This window comes from Neisseria flavescens (assembly GCF_001618065.1).
GTDB classification, from domain to species: domain Bacteria; phylum Pseudomonadota; class Gammaproteobacteria; order Burkholderiales; family Neisseriaceae; genus Neisseria; species Neisseria flavescens_A.
In genome coordinates, this window is the sequence record NZ_LAEI01000005.1 from 46,222 (window position 1) to 66,452 (window position 20,231).

Consider the following 20,231-nt stretch of genomic DNA (forward strand, 5'->3'; position numbering starts at 1 on the left):
CTTTTTTATTGGGCAATCGCCCTATTCCATTTCTAACATTCCACCACGCGCACGGATACCGGTATGGCTTTTTTCTGCAAGGTAATGGCCAGGCCTGCGAGTGAGGTTTCTTTGTAAGTTGCCTTCATATCGCGGCCGGTTTGCAGCATGGTTTGAATCACTTCATCAAGTGAGACTTTTTTGTCTGTGCCGTCTTCCAAAAGCGCGAGGGTAGCGAGCTTGAGGGCTTTTTCGGCGGCGATGCCGTTGCGCTCGATACAGGGGATTTGCACCAAGCCGCCGACAGGGTCGCAGGTCAGGCCCAAGTGGTGTTCCATGGCCATTTCGGCGGCGTTTTCCACTTGTTTCGGGGTACCGCCGATAACTTCGGCGTATGCGCCTGCCGCCATGGAACACGCCACGCCGACTTCGCCTTGGCAGCCGACGTCCGCACCGGAAATCGATGCATTGGTTTTATACAAAATACCGATGGCACCGGCAGTCAGCAGGAAATCTTCGACACGAGATTGGTTAGCGTGCGGATTAAATTTGCGGAAATAGTGTAAGACGGCAGGAATGATGCCTGCCGCTCCGTTGGTGGGTGCGGTTACGACGCGTCCGCCGGCGGCATTTTCTTCGTTGACCGCCATGGCGTACACCATCGGCCAAAGTTGGGTATTGACGATTTCGCTCTCGCGCAGGACTTTGAGTTTGGCCGCCAACTGCGGCGCACGGCGGCGGACGTTCAAGCCGCCCGGCAATTGCCCTTCCGCACCCAAGCCGCGCTTGATGCAGTTTTCCATCACATCGGCTACGGCGGCCACACGGCGGCGCACTTCTACCTCATCGCAACCTGCCAACGCTGCTTCATTGGCCAACACGACTTCGGAAATATTCAACTGGTTCAGACGGCATTGTGCCAGCAACTCGTCGCAGTTTTTGTATGGATACGGCACATCGGCATTTTCCTGCGCCTCTTGTGCAAACCCTTCGTCTGTTACGACAAAACCGCCGCCGACTGAATAATAAATCTGCTCTTTCAGCTTCTGGCCGTCTGAATGGTAGGCGATAAAGTTCAAGCCGTTCGGATGCTTGGGCAACACTTTGTCGCCGCGGATATCCAAATCTTTTTCGGGATTGAAGGCCATTTCGCGGCCGTTGAGTTTTAAAACGTGTTGCGTGCGGATACGTTCCAAGCGTTGGGGGATGTCTGCCAGCGGAATATCGTGCGGCAGGCTGCCTTCCAAACCAAGCAATAATGCGTCGAATGTGCCGTGTCCGATGCCGGTCAAAGCAAGTGAGCCGTACACTTCAATGACAATGCGCGCTACTTGTGTATCCAAGTTTTCGGCATTCAGCAAATCAGCAAAAGCGGCCGCGGCCTTCATCGGGCCGACGGTGTGCGAGCTGGACGGGCCGATGCCGATTTTGAAAATATCAAAGATGCTGATCATAACTTTCCTATTATTGTGTGTGCGGGCTGTGTTTTTCAGACGGCCTTAAAGCCTAAAGAGGAATCTTGTGCGCCGCTTGCCAATGCAAGTACCAAATGTCCGACAGTCATCAAAGGATCGCCTGCTTCCGGCGATGTGTATTTCAGCATCAGTGGTTTTTTACGCAAGGGTTCGTAATGGCTGACTTTACAATGCGGGTCTTCCAAACTTGTAGAACCGGCGCGGTATCTGTATGCCAACAGCCGTAAATCGTTCAAGTCCATCTTCATGCCGTTGTCCAACAATTCGCGCAACTGGTTTTCCCAGGCAATATCATTGCTTCCGTCTTTAATAGCAATCAAGATGGACTTTTCGAGGATTTTTTGATGTGCTGGTTCAAGGAGCGGATTGGGAAATGCCCCAGCCACAACAAATCGGTCTCTGCAAATTGTGCGGAAAACTGCTCGATAAACCAGGAATGTAAACCTCGATAATCCGGCGAATGAAACAGGGTTGATTTAACCTTGTTGCCATCTTTATCCAACATATAATGGCAGCCGATAATCACGCTGCAAGATTCGACAGCCCATCTGGGGATAATGACTTTGGGGGTAAAGAGCGTTTCGAGGCGTTGCTCGGTAAATTGTGTGGTGAAATCGGGGTTGTATTGCAACGATGTCGGCAAATAGCCGCGCCAAAGGTACATGCCGATCCTGTTTTCGCCGATGACATCCAAGAGTTGTTCCAGCATGGTACGGCTAGGACATGAAATAAATTCGTCCGCATCCAGCGGAAAAACGAAATCTATCGCTTCATCTTTTACTACAAGCTGCTTCATCAACTGGTTGACCAATTGCTCATGATTGAACTTGAGCGCTTGATATTGATAGATAAATACCGGTAAACCTTCTTCTTTCAATTGAATCAGGATTTCCCTTGTGCCATCGCTGCTGCCGTGATCGATGATGTGCATTTCATCCATCAGCTCGAGATTATGACGGACAAACGATTCGATCACGTCGTTTTCGTTGCGCACCATGCTGATGCTGATTAATTTTTTTCCCATAAATTATGCAATGTATTGATAGGTTTTAATCATTTTTCAGACGGCCTTGATCCAACCGGCAATGCGTTTTTCAATCGTTTCGGCACTCAAACCCAAGTCGTCCAACAGTTTTTTCGGGTCGCCGTGTTCGGTAACTTTGTCTTCTACACCCAGCAGCAATACCGGTTTGCAGATGCCGTGTTTCGCCAACACTTCCAACACCGCACTGCCTGCGCCGCCTTGTTCAGCGTTTTCTTCGGCAGTAACGATGTAATCGTGGCTTCGGGCGAGACGGACGATCAGCTCTTCATCTATCGGTTTGACAAAGCGCATATCGGCAACGGTCGCGTTCAGCTTGTCGGCAGCGGCCAATGATGGGGCAACCATGCTGCCAAAAGCAATAACGGCAATTTTTCCGCCTTCGCGACGGATGATGCCTTCACCGATTTCAACGGTTTCCAGGCCGTCTGAAACGGTTGCGCCCGTGCCTGTACCGCGCGGATAGCGGACGGCGGACGGCGAATTTGCCTGATAGCAGGTTGAGAGCAGCAGGCGGCATTCGTTTTCGTCGCTGGGTGCGGCAATAATCATGTTCGGCACGCAACGCAAAAAGCTCAAGTCGTATAAACCGGCATGGGTCGGGCCGTCTGCACCGACAATACCTGCGCGGTCGATGGCGAACAAAACAGGTAGGTTTTGTAGGGCAACGTCGTGTACCAACTGGTCGTAAGCGCGTTGCAGGAAAGTGGAGTAAATCGCCACGACAGGCTTAATGCCTTCGCATGCCAAACCGCCGGCAAAGGTAACGGCGTGTTGCTCGGCAATGCCGACGTCGAAATAGCGGTCGGGGAATTGCTGTTCAAACTCAACCAAGCCGCTGCCCTCGCGCATGGCAGGCGTGATGGCAACCAAACGCTCGTCAGCCGCCGCTTGGTCGCACAGCCATTGGCCGAACACTTGCGTATAAGTCGGTTTGGCCGCGACAGGTTTGACTTCCGGCGCAGGCACTTCGCTCGGCAGCTTGGCGACAGCGTGGTATTTGACAGGATCGTTTTCGGCGAATTTGTAGCCGTTGCCTTTTTTGGTGATGACGTGCAACAACTGAGGGCCTTTGCGGCCGCGCAAGTCTTTTAATACGTCCACTAGATTTTCAACGTTGTGGCCGTCCACCGGGCCGGTGTAACGGAAACCGAAGTTTTCAAACAAAGACAGCGACTGTTTGGCGTATTCCGCTTCGCCTGCCAAGGTTTTGATTTTATTTTCGACTTTTTGGGCAAGCTCCATCGCGCCGGGCAATTTGTCCAATACTTTGCTCGATTGGGCTTTGATGGTACTCAATAGGCCGTGCATATCGCGCACGACGTTGCTGGCAAGGTATTTCGGCAGCGCGCCGACATTGGGGGAAATCGACATTTCGTTGTCGTTGAGGATGACCAGCAAATCGACATCCATATCGCCTGCGCAGTTCAGGGCTTCAAACGCCTGACCTGCCGTCATGGCGCCGTCGCCGATGATGGCGACGCTGCGGCGGTTGTTGCCCAACTGTTTGTCCGCAACGGCCATGCCCAAGGCCGCGCCGATGGATGTGGAAGAATGCCCCACGCCGAACGCGTCATATTCCGACTCGCTGCGTTTTGGGAAACCCGCCAAACCGCCGTATTGGCGCATGGTGTGCATTTGATTTTTGCGGCCGGTCAGGATTTTGTGCGGATAGCTTTGATGACCGACATCCCAGACCAAATGGTCTTCGGGCGTGTCGTACACATAATGCAGGGCCACCGTCAGCTCGACCGCGCCCAAGTTACTGGCGAAATGGCCGCCCGTCTTACCGACGGAATCCAACAGAAATTCGCGCAATTCGGCGGCGACTTGCGGCAGCTGTTTTTTCTCCAGACGGCGCAAATCCTGAGGCGTATCGATAATATCGAGCAAAGGGCTTGGGTTCATGATTTTTGGCGGTGAATTTTTGTGTAACGGACGATTATATCAAGAGATTGCACAACTTGTTACAAATGCTTTCAGACGGCCCGAACCTTTATCCTTTATAATACTGCCAACTGAAAACACAAGGCCGTCTGAAATGACCCAAAACGCAAACAACCTCTGCTGGCTCGATATGGAAATGACCGGCCTCAACCCGGAACACGACCGCATTATCGAAGTCGCCATGATCATTACCGACTCCGATTTGAACGTACTGGCGCAATCGGACGTTTACGTCATCCATCAAAGCGACGAGTTGCTCGACGGCATGGATGAGTGGAACACCACCACCCACGGCCGCACCGGCCTGACCCAACGCGTGCGCGAATCCAAACTGACCGAAGCCGAAGTCGAGCAAAACCTGTTGGACTTCATGTCTGCATGGATACCCGAGAAATCCACGCCCATGTGCGGCAACTCCATTCATCAAGACCGCCGCTTCATGGTCAAATACATGCCGCGTTTGGAAGCTTATTTCCACTACCGCAACCTAGACGTATCCACGCTGAAAGAATTGGCCAAACGCTGGAATCCGGCCGTTGCCAAAAGCGTGGTCAAACGCGGTTCGCACAAGGCATTGGACGACATCCTCGAAAGCATCGAAGAAATGCGCCATTATCGCGAGCATTTCCTCAAACTCCCTTCCGAACAATAATCCCAAGGCCATCTGAAACAGGTTTTACACCGTTCAGACGGCCTCATCGGCTTCCCTCATCTCATGAAAATCACCAAAATCTTTACCTTTGATTCCTCGCACATGCTCGACGGGCATGACGGCAAGTGCCAAAACCTGCACGGCCACACCTACAAACTCGAAATCACCGTCTCCGCGCCCGTTATCCAAGGCGGCGCAAAAGACGGCATGGTGATGGACTTTACCGACCTGAAAGCCATCGTCAAACAACACATTACCGACCCATTCGACCATGCCTTCATCTATCACAGCAACAACGAACGCGAAAGCCAAATTGCCGCGCTTTTGGAAGGCTGGAACATGAAAACCCTGCGCCTGCCCTGCCGCACCACCGCCGAAAACATGAGCGTAGAAATGTATGGCCGTCTGAAAAACGCCGGTGTCAAAGTATGCAGCGTGAAATTATGGGAAACGCCGACTTCGTGTGCGGAATATGAAGGGGAATAAACCGACGGCCTGTATTTTTCAGACGGCCTGTTCCCCAAACACACCCATCCGCTAAACATCAAAAGGAACCTTCATGAAAATCATCTCCACCCTCCTCGTCCTTTTCGTCTCTGTCGAACACTTCTACATTGCCTGGCTCGAAATGACGCAAATCCCAAGCGAAAAAGCGTCGGAACTGTTCAACATGCCTTACGAATTTATGGAACAAAAACGCGTGCAAACCCTGTTTTCCAACCAAGGCCTGTACAACGGCTTCCTCGCTATCGGCTTGGTATGGGCGCGCTTTGCAGCACCCGACAACGCCGTTTACGGCGCGACCATCCTGTTCCTCGGCTTTGTCCTCATCGCCGCCGCATGGGGCGCGTTTTCATCCGGCAACAAAGGCATTTTGCTCAAACAAGGCTTGCCGGCATTTTTGGCCGCCGCAGCCGTCATTAACGCTTAAACACAACAGCCATTCTTTCCCCTCGAACCAACAGAAAGAATGGCTGCCTCAACCAATTTCTCAAAACGCTTCACCACAATAATTAAATCCTGCACACCCGACATTCATGACCATTCAAATCACCCCGAACAATCCCCAATACCGCATTGTCGAAATCTTTGAAAGCCTGCAAGGCGAAGGCTGGAACACAGGCATGCCCGCCGTTTTCATCCGTTTGGGCAAATGTAATCTCGCGTGCAGCTGGTGCGATACCGACTACCTCAAATTCGGCATGATGAGCCTGTCCGATATTTTAGGCCGTCTGAAAACCTATACGGCGCGCAACATCATTATTACCGGCGGCGAACCCACCATCCAACCGCATTTGGATACCCTGCTCAATGCACTCAAAGCCGAAGGCTATTTCCTGTGTATCGAAACCAACGGCCTCAACCCCGCGCCACCGCAAATCGACTACGTTGCCACCAGCCCTAAGGCCTGCTATGCCGCCAAATATGAATCTAGTTGCATCGAGAAAGCCGACGAAGTGCGCATTGTTGCCGACGGCGATGTCATTGCGTTTTGCCAAGAGATGGAACGCAAAATCCGTGCCCGACATTACTACCTCTCACCTTGCGAACAAGACGGTGTGATGAATATCTACGACACAATCCGCCAAATCGGCGTATTAAACAGCCGACCCGACGCCCCCATCCATTGGCAACTGAGCGTACAAACGCATAAATGGGCAGGAATAGAATAATTCGTTTGAAATCAATTAAAAACAAAACCTTTACAAAATATTGAATGTAAATACCATTCGATATTCGACCAAATGCACTACTGGCAATGCTCTCAGGCCGTCTGAAAACCCAATTTCAGACGGCCTTTTTTGTTACAAACCTCTTGACCGATTACATAAGATTACGTAAAGTGTGCAACAGTTTTCATAAATTGGTAAAACCAATTTACCTGATAACTGGTTGCATCTAAAAAGATAGCAATCCTTATTCGAAAAACATCTATTACTCAACACATCGCATCAAACCGCCATTGATTGACGGTTATGGTGCTCGTTGCCCCGAGGATATTCCTATGGCTCTCTTTCTCAGCATTTTCCCCATCATCCTGCTGATTTGGCTGATGGTTAAGAAAAACAGTATGCCGTCTTACATTGCGCTGCCGATTACCGCCGCGCTGATTTACGTCATCAAACTGTTTTATTTCGGCGACAACGCCATGTTGCTCAACGCAACGGCAGCATCAGGCCTTGTCTCTACCCTGACCCCGATTACCGTGATTTTCGGTGCCATTATGTTTAACCGCATGATGGAAACCACCGGCTGTATCGACGTCATCCGCAAATGGCTGGCCACCATCAGCCCGAATCCGATTGCCCAGTTGATGATCATCGGCTGGTCTTTCGCCTTTATGATTGAAGGCGCATCCGGTTTCGGTACACCTGCCGCCATTGCCGCGCCAATCCTGATGAGCTTGGGCTTCAACCCGTTAAAAGTAGCCATCTTCGCTTTGGTGATGAACTCCGTACCCGTATCCTTCGGTGCAGTAGGTACTCCGACTTGGTTCGGCTTTGCGCCTTTGGGCTTGGATCAAAAGAGCATTATGGAAATCGGTATGCAAACCGGCGTAATGCACTTCTTTGCTGGTTTCGTAATCCCTGTTATCGGCTTGAGCTTCATCGTACCTTGGGCTGAAATCCGCAAAAACTTGGGCTTCATCGGTATCGCCGTATTCTCCTGTACCCTTCCTTATGTTGCATTGGCGATGGTCAATGAAGAATTCCCATCTCTGGTTGCCGGCGCAATCGGCCTGATGGTGTCCGTATTCGCAGCAAACCGCGGCTGGGGCTTGAGCAAAGATTACGCCAAAGACCCGAATGCAGAAAAAGTACCTTTCGCCCAAGTTGCCAAAGCACTGGCCCCTTTGGGTATGCTGATCGGCATGCTGGTGGTCACCCGTATCAAACAGTTGGGCATCAAAGGTCTGCTGACCAGCAAAGAAGAATGGTTCAGCTTCCAACTGCCGTTTGATTTGTCCAAAATCACCGTCAGCGACTCCCTGACCATCACCTTCGGCAACATCTTCGGTCAAGGCGTAAACGCTTCCTACCAAACCCTCTACGTTCCGGCTTGGATTCCGTTTGTCTTCACCGTTTGGATTTGCATCCTGCTGTACAAAACCAAATTCAAAGATGCGTGGTCTTTCTACGCTGCAACCTTCAACCAAACCAAAAAACCTTTGCTTGCCCTGATGGGTGCGTTGATTATGGTTCAACTGATGATGGTTGGCGGCGATGACTCCATGGTGAAAATCATCGGTAAAGAATTTGCCAATATGGCCGGCGAACATTGGGTGTACTTCTCCCCATATTTGGGTGCAATTGGTGCATTCTTCTCCGGTTCCAACACTGTATCCAACCTGACCTTTGGTCCGATTCAACAACAAATCGCGCTTGATACCGGCCTGTCCGTTACCCTCATCCTCGCCCTGCAATCTGTCGGCGGCGCAATGGGCAACATGGTCTGCATCAACAATATCATCGCCGTGTGCAGCGTGTTGAACGTGAACAACGCCGAAGGTGCGATTATTAAGAAAACCGTCATCCCGATGACCATCTACGGCATCATCGCCGTGACTGTGGCTGCAATTTTCTTCTTGTAAACCGCTTCATATCAAAGGCCGTCTGAACATTCAGACGGCCTTTTTTGTATTCTTTCGCTATATTTCTTAAAGAATCATTAATGTATATATTCCGCAACAACCCACATAACCACTTTGCAACACCAAATTACAAACAACTTTCTATTAATAAACAATCGGGTAATCATAAGTAAACACTGTTTTGCAATTTACCTAATTGCCACTACCGACAAAACGCCTAAAATACGCCTCATCTGCAAACGGAAACCCTTTCTCACTTTGCAAGATAACACACAACCCTCATATGGAGCTTAGATCATGAAATTACTTTCTGTTATCACTGCAGCCGCATTGGCTACTGTTTCCTTCTCTGCTGCCGCTGCACCTGCCGGCTTCGTTTCTTACCGTTGTGACGGTGGCAAATCACTGAACGTGATGTACGGCTTTGACCGCAGCGGCCGTGCAGTTACTGCTGACGTAAACGCCGGTGGCAAAAAAGCCTCTTTGGTTGTCGACAAAAAACGTTCTGACAGCACTGGCACTACTTTCACCAACCGTAAAGGCTATGTAATGTCTGCCGGCTTCATCGACAAAAACACCCATACTACTTCTGAAGTGGTTGGCGTGAACGCCCCTAACGGCTCATTCCTGGTGAAAAACTGCGAACCACGTCCACGTTAATCCCAGTTTTCCTATTTAACCGAATCATCCCGGTTTAATCAAAAGGCCGTCTGAAAAACAATTTTCAGACGGCCTTTTGATTCGAGCCTATAAAAAAGAGCGTGTACCGTACACGCTCTTTTTGTTTGTTCACACACCAATTAAATACGCATCGGCATTACGATGTATTTGAAATTCGGATTGTTCGGCACGGTAAACAGCGTTGAACGGTTGGCATCGCCGAAAGCAAGCTGCATATCGTCGGAGTGGATATTACGCAACACATCCATCAGGTAGCCGATATTGAAACCGACTTCGAGTTCTCCGCCTTGGTAAGCGATTTCCAGCTCTTCGCGCGCCTCTTCCTGTTCATTGTTGCTACATACGACACTCAGCAAACCAGGCTGCAGGAACAGTCGCGCGCCGCGGAATTTTTCATTGGCAAGAATGGCGGCACGCTCGAGCGCACCCAAAAGCTGGGTACGGGATACGAGGAAAATCTTGTCGTTATCCAAAGGAATCACGCGGTTAAAGTCAGGGAATTTTCCGTCAATGACTTTGCTGACAATGGTCGTACCATTACATTGGAAGCGTACTTGATTATCCAAAAGCTCAACGGTAATGGACTCGGACGGATTGTTCAACAGCTTAAAGAGTTCCAATACCGTTTTGCGCGGCAGGATTACTTCCGTTTTCGGCAGTTCTGCTTCAATTTGACTGGCCGCATAAGCAAGGCGGTGGCCGTCGGTTGCAACAAGGCGCAGTTGATTACCTTCAACCTGCATCAGTAAGCCGTTGAGGTAATAGCGGATATCTTGAACCGCCATGCTGTATTGCACTTGCGAAAGCATGGTTTTGAAGGTTTCTTGAGTCAGCGAGAAAGTCGCGCTCACATCGCTACCGACGTTCATCAACGGAAAGTCTTCAGCAGGCAGGGTTTGCAGGGCAAAACGAGATTTGCCCGCGCGCAGAGTCAAACGGTTGTCCGCCCAATCCAGTGACACCAGCGCACTGTCAGGCAGGGCGCGCAAAATGTCTTGGAATTTTTTAGCGTTGGTCGTAATACGGAAATCGCCTGCCTGACTTTCAGGGCCGGCGGTATTGATTTGGATTTCCAAGTCGGTTGCCAAAAGTTTGGTTTGTCCGTCTTTGCTTTCCAGCAACACATTGGACAAAATCGGCAGAGTATGGCGACGTTCGACAATACCGGTAACGGCTTGCAACGGCTTAAGCAGACTGTCGCGATCGGCTTGTAAAATCAGCATGTTCCATTCCTTTGAATTTGAAATCGGTTGATTTGGGTATTTTAAAATATTTTTTGTATTCAGACGGCCTCATATTGACATCAGGCCGTCTGAATATTGCATTGGGTCAGTTCTGAATCAAAATCAGCAGTTTTTCGTAGTCTTGCGCCAATTCGGGATCTTCTTCACGTAGTTTCGCCACCGCTTTGACACCGTGCATAACAGTCGTGTGGTCGCGGCCGCCAAAGGCATCGCCGATAGAAGGCAGGCTGAGCGTGGTCAGCTCTTTGGTCAGACTCATGGCAACTTGGCGCGGACGGGCAATATTGCGCGTGCGTTTTTTGCCCAATATATCGCTGATTTTAATACGGTAGTATTTGGCTGTCGCATCGATGATGATGTCGGCGGTAATGACTTTGTGTTTCTCGGCAATAATATCCTGCAAAGCCGTACGCGCCAAATCCATGTCGATGACAGGACGGTTCATAAAACGGCTGCTGGCGCTGACACGGTTGAACGCGCCTTCCAGCTCACGCACATTGGAGCGGATCAGATTGGCGATAAACAGAGCGGCTTCGTCTTCGATACTGATACCGGCTGCTTCTGCCTTTTTCTGCAAAATCGCCACGCGCATTTCCAATTCGGGCGGTTCGAGTTCCAAAGTCAAACCCCATGAAAAACGGGACTTGAGACGGTCGTCCATACCCTCGATTTTGGCAGGCAATACGTCGCACGTCAGGATCAGTTGTTTTTCTCGTTGTGGAAATGATTGTACAGGTAGAAGAACTCTTCCATCGTACGGTCTTTGCCTTTGATGAACTGAATATCGTCGATAATCAGCAGGTCATATTGCTTGTATTGTTGCTTGAACACGTCATAAGTGTTGTTGCGCACAGCCTTCATAAAGCTGCGGATATAGTCGTCCGAATGCATATAGCGCACTTTGGCATCAGGACGGTTTTTCAGCAATTCGTTGCCGATGGCCTGCACCAAGTGGGTTTTACCCAAACCGGTACTGCCGTATAAGAAAAACGGGTTGTAGCCCTGCCCCGGATTTTCAGCAATAGCCTGGGCGGCTGCGGCAGCAAGGCGGTTGCCCTTACCTTCCACCAAGGTTTCAAATGTATAGTCGCGCGACAGATTGGTCTGTTCGTAGCGCGCTTCTTCCGCATCGTGTTGCGCGTCGGCTTTAGCTTTGGCAACTGCTTTAGACTCAGCCGGAGCGGCAGTTTGCACTTGAGGCTCATGTGGCAGGTTTTTCATGCGTTGCGCCAAAATCTCGGCAGCCGTCATGGCAGCTGCAGGCTTGGAAACCGTTTCAGACGGCCTATCTTCTTCCATTGCAGCAGCAGTTTGCAAAGGTATTTGGACAGGCTCTACAAATTCTTCAACTTCAATGACTTCTTGCACTTGCACCGGCACAACAGCCTGAGCCGCCATTTCATAATGCGTACCTACGCCCGGCTTAAACGCAAACGCAGCCTGCTGAGGCACCAATTCGGCACGCACGGCGTCAATTTTGGCGGCAAACTGGCTTTTGAGCATATTGCAGGCAAATTGGTTTTTACCATACACCACCCATACGCCGTTTTCTTCGCCCACGGTTAAAGGCGCAATCCATTGCGCAAACTGCCCGGCAGGCAACATTTCGTGAAGGCAGCAAAGGCACAGCGGCCAAAATTCAGCTAACGTCATGAGATTAAGCTCGGAAAATGGAAGATTTGGGAAATACAAGAAGGCAGAGCAGACAGGCAATCCGATAAAAATCAAATTTTTACGATACTCCCGCTGCTTTCAGACGGCCTTGCGTACAGAGAAAAGCAAGGTTGGGCGATTATACCCATTCCGCTCTTTTTTATCCACAACCGCCGCAAAATTTTATCCACAAATTCTATCAATGCATAAAACCCGTTGTCACACTTAGGCCGACGAAAAGTTTTTATATTGATTGACAAAAGCGGCAAATTAGAGTGTAATTCACGGTTTAATTATCTACCAATTTTTAGGAAACATCATGAAACGCACTTATCAACCTTCCGTTACCAAACGCAAACGCACCCACGGCTTCTTGGTTCGCTCCAAAACCCGCGGTGGTCGCGCAGTATTGGCTGCTCGTCGCGCCAAAGGCCGCAAACGCCTGGCTGTATAATTTTGAATTACGGCTTCTCGAAGCAGTATCGCTTATTAAAAACGGATGATTTTTCATCCGTTTTTGCGTTGAAAAACCGACGCAGCCGCGATTTGCTGCAAGTCTCCCAGTCCGCAGACAACGCGCTCGGCCATCCGCGCCTTGGTTTGGTCGTCAGCAAAAAGACCGCCAAACGCGCCCATGACCGCAATTATATGAAGCGCGTCATCCGCGACTGGTTCAGGCTGAATCAACACCAGCTGCCGCCGCATGATTTTGTTGTGCGCGTGCGTCAGGCGTTTAATCGGGAAACTGCCCCGGAAGCCCGAAACCAACTTGCCCAGCTGATGAAAAAACGCCGATGAACACCCTGCTTTCCAAGCTCCTCCTTGCACTCATCCGCTTTTACCAATACTGCATCAGCCCCCTCATTCCGCCGCGCTGCCGCTATACCCCGACCTGTTCACAATACGCAGTCGAAGCCGTCAAAAAATACGGCGCATTCAAAGGCGGATGGCTGGCCATCAAACGCATCGCACGATGCCATCCTTTCGGCGGACACGGACATGACCCTGTTCCATAATGCTGCTGTCAACCATTTAAAGAACACGATTTCCTTTAATTTCCCGTCGGTTTCTATATAATGCCGTCTGAAGCAGTTTTCATCTCGATTACCTATCCGTCAATTCCAGGAATCTCTTATGGATTTTAAAAGACTAATGGCGTTTTTTGCCATTTCAGTGGCAATCTTTGCCGGCTGGGAACATTTTTTCCCCAGCCCCAAACCTAATCCGGCACAACAAGCTGCGCAACAGCAAACTGCCGCCACTCCGGCAAAAGCCGCTGCCGAAGCCGCGCTTGCCCCGGCCTCCCCTATTACCGTTACCACAGACACGGTTAAAGCCGTCATCGATGAGAAAAGCGGCGACCTGCGCCAGCTGACCCTCTTGCAATACAAAGCAACCGGTGACGAACACAAACCTTTCGTCCTGTTTAACGACGGCAAAGAATACACCTACGTTGCCCAATCCGAGCTTTTGGACGCACAAGGCAACAACGTTCTGAAAGGCATCAGCTTTACCGCTCCGCAAAAACAATACAGTTTGGAAGGCGACAAAGTTGAAGTCCGCCTGAGCGCACCTGAAACCAACGGCCTGAAAATCGACAAAGTTTATACTTTCACCAAAGGCAGCTACTTGGTTAACGTCCGTTTCGACATTACCAACAGCAAAGGCCAACCCGTCAACCTGAGCGCAGACTACCGCATCGTCCGCGACCACAGCGAACCTGAAGGCCAAGGCTACTTCACCCGTTCTTACGTCGGCCCGATGGTTTACACCCCTGAAGGCGGCTTCCAAAAAGTCAGCTTCTCTGATTTGGACGACGATGCCAAATCCGGCAAATCCGAAGCCGAATACATCCGCAAAACGCCGACCGGCTGGCTCGGCATGATTGAACACCATTTCATGTCCACTTGGATTTTACAGCCTAAAGACGGCCAAAGCGTTTGCGCCGCAGGCGACTGCCGTATCGACATCAAACGTCGCAACGACAACCTGTACAGCGCAAGCGTCAGCGTGCCTTTAGCCGCCATCCAAGCCGGCGCGAAAGCCGAAACCGCCATCAACCTGTATGCCGGTCCGCAAACCACTTCCGTTATCGCCAATATCGCCGACAAACTGCAACTGGCCAAAGACTACGGCAAAGTACACTGGTTCGCCTCCCCGCTCTTCTGGCTCTTGAACCAACTGCACAACATCATCGGCAACTGGGGCTGGGCAATCATCGTTTTGACCATCATCGTCAAAGCCGTACTGTATCCATTGACCAACGCCTCTTACCGCTCTATGGCAAAAATGCGTGCCGCCGCACCTAAATTGCAAGCCATCAAAGAGAAATACGGCGATGACCGCATGGCGCAACAACAAGCCATGATGCAGCTTTACAAAGACGAGAAAATCAACCCGCTGGGCGGCTGTCTGCCTATGCTGTTGCAAATCCCCGTCTTCATCGGTCTGTACTGGGCATTGTTCGCCTCCGTAGAATTGCGCCAAGCGCCTTGGTTGGGTTGGATTACCGACTTGAGCCGTCCGGATCCTTTCTACATCCTGCCTTTTATTATGGCGGCAACCATGTTTGCACAAACTTATCTGAATCCGCCGTCAACCGACCCTATGCAGGCGAAAATGATGAAAATCATGCCTTTGGTTTTCTCCATCATGTTCTTCTTCTTCCCTGCCGGCTTGGTTCTGTACTGGGTAGTCAACAACCTCTTGACCATCGCCCAACAATGGCACATCAACCGCAGCATCGAAAAACAACGCACCCAAGGCGAAGTCGTTTCTTGATGAAGGTTTAGGCAACACAAAGGCCGTCTGTTGTTCAGACGGCCTTTTTTATTTCCTCAAACAAATACAGTTTGAGATTGAACCCAATCCAGTTCTAAACGGCATGCAACACAAAAATCGTCGGGCGTTTTTTCAAGTTCGGCATTTCTTTCTTTTTCGCCACTGCGCAATCGTCTGGCTGATGATTTCCTGTGTCGGCAAGGTCAAGTCCGTAGCCACGCACAAGCGCGTTTCAGGATGCAGGTTTTCCACCGCATCAGCCAACAACGCATCGTTGCGATACGGCGTTTCGATAAACAGCTGCGTTTCATTTTGCTGGCGTGAACGTTGCTCCAAAGCCTTCAAACTCTGAATGCGCTCATTTTTTTCAGACGGCAGATAACCCTTAAACGCAAAGTTCTGCCCATTCGCACCAGAAGCCATCAGCGCCAGCAACAAGCTGGACGGACCGACCAAAGGCCGTACTTCAAAACCGTGTTTATGCACCAATGCCACCAAATTCGCGCCCGGATCGGCCACAGCCGGGCAACCCGCTTCACTGACAATACCCATGCTGCGCCCTTCTTGCAAAGGCTTCAGCAATTCCGGCAAAGTCTTCAAATCCGTGTGTTCATTCAGCGTTTGCAGATTCAGCTCGCGGATAGGCGTAGTCACGCCCAAATGTTTCAAATGCGCGCGCGCTGTTTTTTCCGCTTCCACGACAAAATCCGTCAGCCCGACAATCGCCTGTTGCTCATGCGGCAACAGGCATGGCGTATCAGGCGCACCCAAAGGGGTAGGAATCAAATACAAAATCGGTTTCATTCTTACAACTCCAAAAAATCTCAGGCCGTCTGAACACATTCAGACGGCCTCAAACTATAAAACTTCCACACCTTCGTTTTTCAAAAAATCAATCAGACGGAAAATCGGAAGGCCGATCAAAGCATTCGGGTCCGTACTTTCAATCCGCTCCAACAAAGCAGCGCCCAAACCCTCGCTCTTCGCCGCACCGGCACAATAAACCGCATCCGGCTCTCGTTCCAAATATCGGCTGATTTGCGCCTGCGTCAACTGTCGCATGGCAACCACCGTATGATCGACATGATGCTGAACCTTGCCCGTAGCAGTATTCAAAAGCACGATTGCGCTGTAAAATTTAATCCGTTTTCCGCTTAAGTCCGCCAGCATCTGTTGTGCATTTGCGACGTTCATCGGCTTGCCCAACTGCCGTCCTTCGCACCATGCGACTTGGTCTGCGCCGATAATCAGCGCGGCAGGGAAAGTTGCCACCAATGAACGGGCTTTGCCTTCAGCCAAACGCAGCGCCGTCTCGCCCGCATGCTCGCCCGCAATAGGCGTTTCGTCAAAATCAGGCGATGCCGTCTGAAAATCGATACCCAAACGGCGAAGCTGTCCGCAGCGGAAAACCGAACTCGACCCTAAAACCAAAGGCAGTTTTACTTCCATATTTTTACTTAAAAACATTGACGTTAGACTGCCGAAATTATATCATACTCCGTTTATGTCATACCCTAATTTGATTGACCCAGAAGTTTTCGCCGCCGAAGGGCAGAATCTGCAAGGCAGCTTCCTGCTCGAAGAATTGGATGAACGAGTCAGTTCGCACGATTATCCGGCCGACAAACAGACACGCGTGTCGTTTACGCTGCAAGGCGGTTGCGACCGGCTGCAACGTCTGTTTCTCGATTTAAACGTCAAAGCCGACATGCCCCTGATTTGCCAGCGTTGCATTACGCCCATGCCGTTTCTGCTCGATGAAACCAGCCGTATCGTCCTGTTTGCCGATGAAGAGAGTTTGGACGAAGCCATGCTTGCCGATGAAGAATTGGAAGGCATGCTGCTCGAAAAAGAGCTTGACGTGCGGACTCTGGTTGAAGACCAAATCCTGATGTCGCTCCCTTTCTCCCCTCGACACGAAGACTGCGGCAACAATGGAACACTGGACGAAGTCAATCGGGACAAACCAAACCCCTTCGCTGTTTTAGCAGGTTTGAAAAGCAGTTAATTAGGACACAGTTTATTTATCTAGGAGCTTGAAATGGCCGTTCAACAAAACAAAAAATCCCCTTCTAAACGCGGTATGCACCGTTCACACGACGCTCTGACTGCGCCTTCTCTGTCTGTTGACAGCGCAACCGGCGAAGTACATCGTCCACACCACATTTCTCCAAACGGTATGTACCGTGGCCGTAAAGTGGTAAAAGCTAAAGGCGAATAATCCGTTCGTCTGACTGAAAAAGCCAGAATATTGCCATGCAATGACTGGCTTTTTTGCATTGCACCCTGTATTTTCCTCTTCGGAAGCACACCATGAAACGTAAAATCTGGTACACCTACGACGACATCCACCGCGTAATCAAAGGATTGGCGGAAAAAATCCAAAACTCCGGCACCAAATACGATGCCATGATTGCCATTGGCGGCGGCGGTTTTATCCCTGCCCGCATGTTGCGCTGCTTCTTGGAAATCCCGATTTACGCCGTTACCACAGCCTACTACGACAACGATCACGAAGGTCAAGTGACCGAGGAAGTGAAAAAAGTCCAATGGCTCGATCCCGTTCCCGATGTACTGAAAGGCAAAAACGTACTGGTTGTTGACGAAGTGGACGACAGCCGCGTTACCATGGAGTTCTGCCTGAACGAATTGTTGAAAGAAGATTTCGGCACCATCGGCGTGGCAGTATTGCATGAAAAAATCAAAGCCAAAGTCGGCAAGATTCCCGAAGGCATCCCTTATTTCAGCGGCATTACCGTGGAAGACTGGTGGATCAACTATCCTTGGGACGCGCTGGACATCGACGAACACAACAAATTGGCTGCGCAAAACCAATAAATCTGGCACGACCGTCGCAACAAGCCTTTTCATCTGATTTTCAATTCATTCTCCTGAAAATCAGATGAGTGTGCTTGTCCGATTGTCTGAGGCCGTCTGAAACACACAAACCGGAGAACAACATGATTACACTGGCCGTAGATGCCATGGGCGGAGATGCAGGCCTTGCGATTACCGTCCCCGGTACAGTGGATTTCCTGAAACAGCAATCCGACGTACATCTGATTATGGTTGGCGATGAAGCAGCAGTCCGCCAAGCATTAAGCTCGGCAGGCGCGCCTATGGACCGCATTACCGTCTACCATGCAGCGCAAGTCGTCGAAATGGATGAAGCGCCACAATCTGCGCTGAAAAATAAAAAGAATCATCCATGCGCATCGCCATCAACCAAGTTAAAGAAGGCAACGCGCAAGCCGCCGTATCGGCAGGCAATACCGGTGCACTGATGGCGACCGCCCGATTCGTCCTCAAAACCATTCCCGGCATTGAGCGCCCTGCCATCGCCAAATTCCTGCCTTCCGACAGCGAACACGTTACTCTGGCTTTGGATTTGGGAGCTAACGTCGACTGTACGCCCGAACAACTGGTTCAATTTGCCATCATCGGCAGCGAGCTGGTACACGCGCTGCACCCTGAAAAAGGCAGCCCGCGCGTCGCTCTTTTGAACGTCGGTACAGAAGACATCAAAGGCACGGATGCCGTCAAACAAACCTTCAAACTGTTGAGCAGCAGCAAACTCAACTTCATCGGCAATATCGAAAGCAACAGCGTTTTGTATGGCGAAGCCGATGTCGTTGTCGCAGACGGGTTCGTCGGCAACGTTATGCTCAAAACCATCGAAGGCGCGGTTAAATTCATGAGCGGCGCCATCCGCCGTGAATTCCAAAGCACCCTGTTCAACAAACTTGCCGCCATTGCCGCCCTGCCCGCGCTCAAAGGCTTGAAAGGCAAACTCGATCCGCGCAAATTTAACGGCGCCATCCTTCTTGGCCTACGCGGCATCGTGATTAAGAGCCATGGCGGAACCGACGAAGTCGGCTTCCGTTATGCTTTAGAAGAAGCCTACCACGAAGCCAAATCTGCCGGCCTCGCTCAAATCGAACAAGGCGTAGCCACCCAGTTGGCCGCTTTGGAAGCCGTCAAAGCAGCAGCCGAACTGGAAGAAACCGCTGCTCTAACAACGGAAGCTTAAGGCTGATATACACAGGCCGTCTGAAACTTCAAAATGTTCAGACGGCCTGTTTTTATCTTTAATCACCGACTTCATTCTTAATATTGGGAATTTCCCCATTTTCGCTTACAATACCCGACTATCTGAATTAACTCTCTAAAAAGGCCGTTCTCATGCAATATGCCAAAATTTCCGGTACAGGCAGCTACCTTCCTGCCAACCGCGTCAGCAATGACGACCTTGCAAAAAAAGTGGACACTTCCGACGAGTGGATTACCACGCGTACAGGTATCAAATTTCGCCATATTGCAGACGACAGCGAAAAAACCAGCGATTTGGCCGCCGAGTCAGCGCGCCGCGCCTTGGCAGATGCCAATTTGCAGGCTGACGATATCGACCTGATTATCGTTGCTACAGCCACTCCCGATATGCAGTTCCCTTCCACTGCGACCATCGTGCAGCAAAAATTAGGCATTGCCAACGGCTGCCCTGCCTTCGACGTACAAGCCGTGTGCGCCGGTTTTATGTATGCCCTGACCACTGCCAATGCCTACATCAAAAGCGGCATGGCAAAAAACGCTTTGGTTATCGGCGCGGAAACCTTCAGCCGCATCGTCGATTGGAACGACCGCACCACCTGCGTCCTCTTTGGTGACGGTGCGGGCGCGATTATCTTAAGCGCATCTGACGAACCGGGCATCATCCACGGCAAACTCAAAGCCGACGGCAACTACCTCAACCTTTTGAACGTCCCCGGACAAATCGCCAACGGCCAGATTTGCGGTTCGCCCTACATCAGCATGGACGGCCCCGGCGTATTCAAGTTTGCCGTCAAAATGCTGTCCAAAATCGCCGATGACGTTATCGAAGAAGCCGGTTACACCACCGATCAAATCGATTGGCTTGTGCCGCACCAGGCCAATAAGCGCATTATCGACTCTACCACCAAACACTTGGGCCTGAGCATGGATAAAGTGATCTTAACCGTACAAGACCACGGCAACACTTCCGCAGCCTCCATTCCACTGGCACTGGATGTCGGTATTAAAAACGGCCAAATCAAACGCGGACAAAATCTCTTGCTCGAAGGCATCGGCGGCGGTTTTGCCTGGGGTGCGGTCTTAGTAAAATACTAACGGTTGGGCCGTCTGAACATCTCTTTCAGACGGCCTATTC

General features: G+C 50.7%; 20 protein-coding genes and 3 pseudogenes. 15 read left to right on the plus strand and 8 right to left on the minus strand.

What is annotated here, in order from left to right:
* Positions 1-32: 32 nt before the first annotated feature.
* The 4 genes from TW89_RS01835 to dxs are packed head-to-tail and all read right to left on the minus strand — an operon-like array spanning position 33 to position 4,404.
* Positions 33-1,433, minus strand: a complete 1,401-nt coding sequence (locus TW89_RS01835; RefSeq protein ID WP_128580366.1) for an L-serine ammonia-lyase — start codon at positions 1,431-1,433, stop codon at positions 33-35.
* A 35-nt stretch (positions 1,434-1,468) separates the two neighbouring features.
* Entirely contained in the window at positions 1,469-1,774 is a 306-nt protein-coding gene (locus TW89_RS11905; RefSeq protein WP_283114252.1) for a hypothetical protein, read from the minus strand.
* Positions 1,771-2,478: a glycosyltransferase family 2 protein gene (locus TW89_RS01840; RefSeq protein ID WP_283114254.1), complete on the minus strand. Its 708-nt coding sequence runs from the start codon at positions 2,476-2,478 to the stop codon at positions 1,771-1,773. Before TW89_RS01840 ends, TW89_RS11905 begins: the two co-directional genes overlap by 4 nt.
* Before the next feature lie 36 nt (positions 2,479-2,514).
* Positions 2,515-4,404 carry a 1-deoxy-D-xylulose-5-phosphate synthase gene (dxs, locus tag TW89_RS01845; protein WP_128580367.1) on the minus strand — a complete coding sequence of 630 codons (1,890 nt, stop codon included), beginning with the start codon at positions 4,402-4,404 and terminating at the stop codon, positions 2,515-2,517.
* Positions 4,405-4,537: 133 nt separating this feature from the next.
* On the opposite strand from dxs, the gene orn reads away from it, so the two are divergent.
* The 6 genes from orn (at position 4,538) to TW89_RS01875 (ending at position 9,347) form a co-directional block, all read left to right on the plus strand.
* The gene (gene orn, locus TW89_RS01850; RefSeq protein ID WP_128580368.1) at positions 4,538-5,095 is read left to right on the plus strand and encodes an oligoribonuclease; all 558 of its coding nucleotides are present in this window, start codon (positions 4,538-4,540) and stop codon (positions 5,093-5,095) included.
* A gap of 63 nt (positions 5,096-5,158) precedes the next feature.
* Positions 5,159-5,581 (plus strand): 6-carboxytetrahydropterin synthase QueD, encoded by a 423-nt coding sequence (gene queD, locus TW89_RS01855; protein ID WP_128580369.1) that lies wholly within the window; start codon positions 5,159-5,161, stop codon positions 5,579-5,581.
* A gap of 73 nt (positions 5,582-5,654) precedes the next feature.
* Positions 5,655-6,026, plus strand: coding sequence for a DUF1304 domain-containing protein (locus tag TW89_RS01860; protein WP_128580370.1), 372 nt, complete (start codon positions 5,655-5,657; stop codon positions 6,024-6,026).
* A 106-nt stretch (positions 6,027-6,132) separates the two neighbouring features.
* Positions 6,133-6,768 carry a 7-carboxy-7-deazaguanine synthase QueE gene (locus TW89_RS01865; RefSeq protein WP_128580371.1) on the plus strand — a complete coding sequence of 212 codons (636 nt, stop codon included), beginning with the start codon at positions 6,133-6,135 and terminating at the stop codon, positions 6,766-6,768.
* Between the two features lie 332 nt (positions 6,769-7,100).
* A complete protein-coding gene (locus TW89_RS01870) occupies positions 7,101-8,687 on the plus strand; it encodes an L-lactate permease (RefSeq protein WP_128580372.1) in 1,587 nt (528 codons plus the stop codon).
* A gap of 297 nt (positions 8,688-8,984) precedes the next feature.
* Positions 8,985-9,347 carry a DUF7606 domain-containing protein gene (locus TW89_RS01875; RefSeq protein ID WP_004520408.1) on the plus strand — a complete coding sequence of 121 codons (363 nt, stop codon included), beginning with the start codon at positions 8,985-8,987 and terminating at the stop codon, positions 9,345-9,347.
* A 140-nt stretch (positions 9,348-9,487) separates the two neighbouring features.
* Here TW89_RS01875 and dnaN read toward each other — a convergent pair whose 3' ends face one another.
* Entirely contained in the window at positions 9,488-10,591 is a 1,104-nt protein-coding gene (dnaN, locus tag TW89_RS01880; protein ID WP_004520410.1) for a DNA polymerase III subunit beta, read from the minus strand.
* A gap of 106 nt (positions 10,592-10,697) precedes the next feature.
* Positions 10,698-12,265: pseudogene (dnaA, locus tag TW89_RS01885) on the minus strand (chromosomal replication initiator protein DnaA).
* Between the two features lie 319 nt (positions 12,266-12,584).
* Here dnaA and rpmH point away from each other — a divergent pair.
* The 4 genes from rpmH (at position 12,585) to yidC (ending at position 15,046) form a co-directional block, all read left to right on the plus strand.
* Positions 12,585-12,719 (plus strand): 50S ribosomal protein L34, encoded by a 135-nt coding sequence (gene rpmH, locus TW89_RS01890; RefSeq protein WP_002214728.1) that lies wholly within the window; start codon positions 12,585-12,587, stop codon positions 12,717-12,719.
* Between the two features lie 2 nt (positions 12,720-12,721).
* Entirely contained in the window at positions 12,722-13,063 is a 342-nt protein-coding gene (gene rnpA / locus TW89_RS01895; RefSeq protein ID WP_003748912.1) for a ribonuclease P protein component, read from the plus strand.
* The gene (gene yidD / locus TW89_RS01900) at positions 13,060-13,281 is read left to right on the plus strand and encodes a membrane protein insertion efficiency factor YidD (protein ID WP_003682178.1); all 222 of its coding nucleotides are present in this window, start codon (positions 13,060-13,062) and stop codon (positions 13,279-13,281) included. The genes rnpA and yidD overlap by 4 nt, the downstream gene beginning before the upstream one ends.
* 118 nt (positions 13,282-13,399) lie before the next feature.
* Positions 13,400-15,046 (plus strand): membrane protein insertase YidC, encoded by a 1,647-nt coding sequence (yidC, locus tag TW89_RS01905; protein WP_128580373.1) that lies wholly within the window; start codon positions 13,400-13,402, stop codon positions 15,044-15,046.
* A 94-nt stretch (positions 15,047-15,140) separates the two neighbouring features.
* Here yidC and TW89_RS01910 read toward each other — a convergent pair.
* Together TW89_RS01910 and TW89_RS01915 are read right to left on the minus strand one after the other, a co-directional pair.
* Positions 15,141-15,850: pseudogene (locus TW89_RS01910) on the minus strand (SAM-dependent methyltransferase).
* 54 nt (positions 15,851-15,904) lie between these two features.
* Entirely contained in the window at positions 15,905-16,495 is a 591-nt protein-coding gene (locus tag TW89_RS01915; protein ID WP_164836682.1) for a Maf family protein, read from the minus strand.
* Positions 16,496-16,550: 55 nt separating this feature from the next.
* On the opposite strand from TW89_RS01915, the gene TW89_RS01920 reads away from it, so the two are divergent.
* The 5 genes and pseudogenes from TW89_RS01920 (at position 16,551) to TW89_RS01940 (ending at position 20,191) form a co-directional block, all read left to right on the plus strand.
* On the plus strand, positions 16,551-17,054 hold the full coding sequence (locus TW89_RS01920; protein ID WP_128580375.1) for a YceD family protein: 504 nt from the start codon (positions 16,551-16,553) through the stop codon (positions 17,052-17,054).
* A 33-nt stretch (positions 17,055-17,087) separates the two neighbouring features.
* Positions 17,088-17,267, plus strand: a complete 180-nt coding sequence (rpmF, locus tag TW89_RS01925) for a 50S ribosomal protein L32 (protein WP_002240035.1) — start codon at positions 17,088-17,090, stop codon at positions 17,265-17,267.
* Between the two features lie 92 nt (positions 17,268-17,359).
* Positions 17,360-17,884, plus strand: coding sequence for a phosphoribosyltransferase (locus TW89_RS01930; protein WP_049332638.1), 525 nt, complete (start codon positions 17,360-17,362; stop codon positions 17,882-17,884).
* A gap of 122 nt (positions 17,885-18,006) precedes the next feature.
* Positions 18,007-19,076 (plus strand): annotated as a pseudogene (plsX, locus tag TW89_RS01935) (phosphate acyltransferase PlsX).
* Positions 19,077-19,228: 152 nt separating this feature from the next.
* Complete coding sequence (locus TW89_RS01940; protein WP_128580376.1) at positions 19,229-20,191, plus strand: beta-ketoacyl-ACP synthase III; 963 nt, start codon at positions 19,229-19,231, stop codon at positions 20,189-20,191.
* Positions 20,192-20,231: the final 40 nt, after the last annotated feature.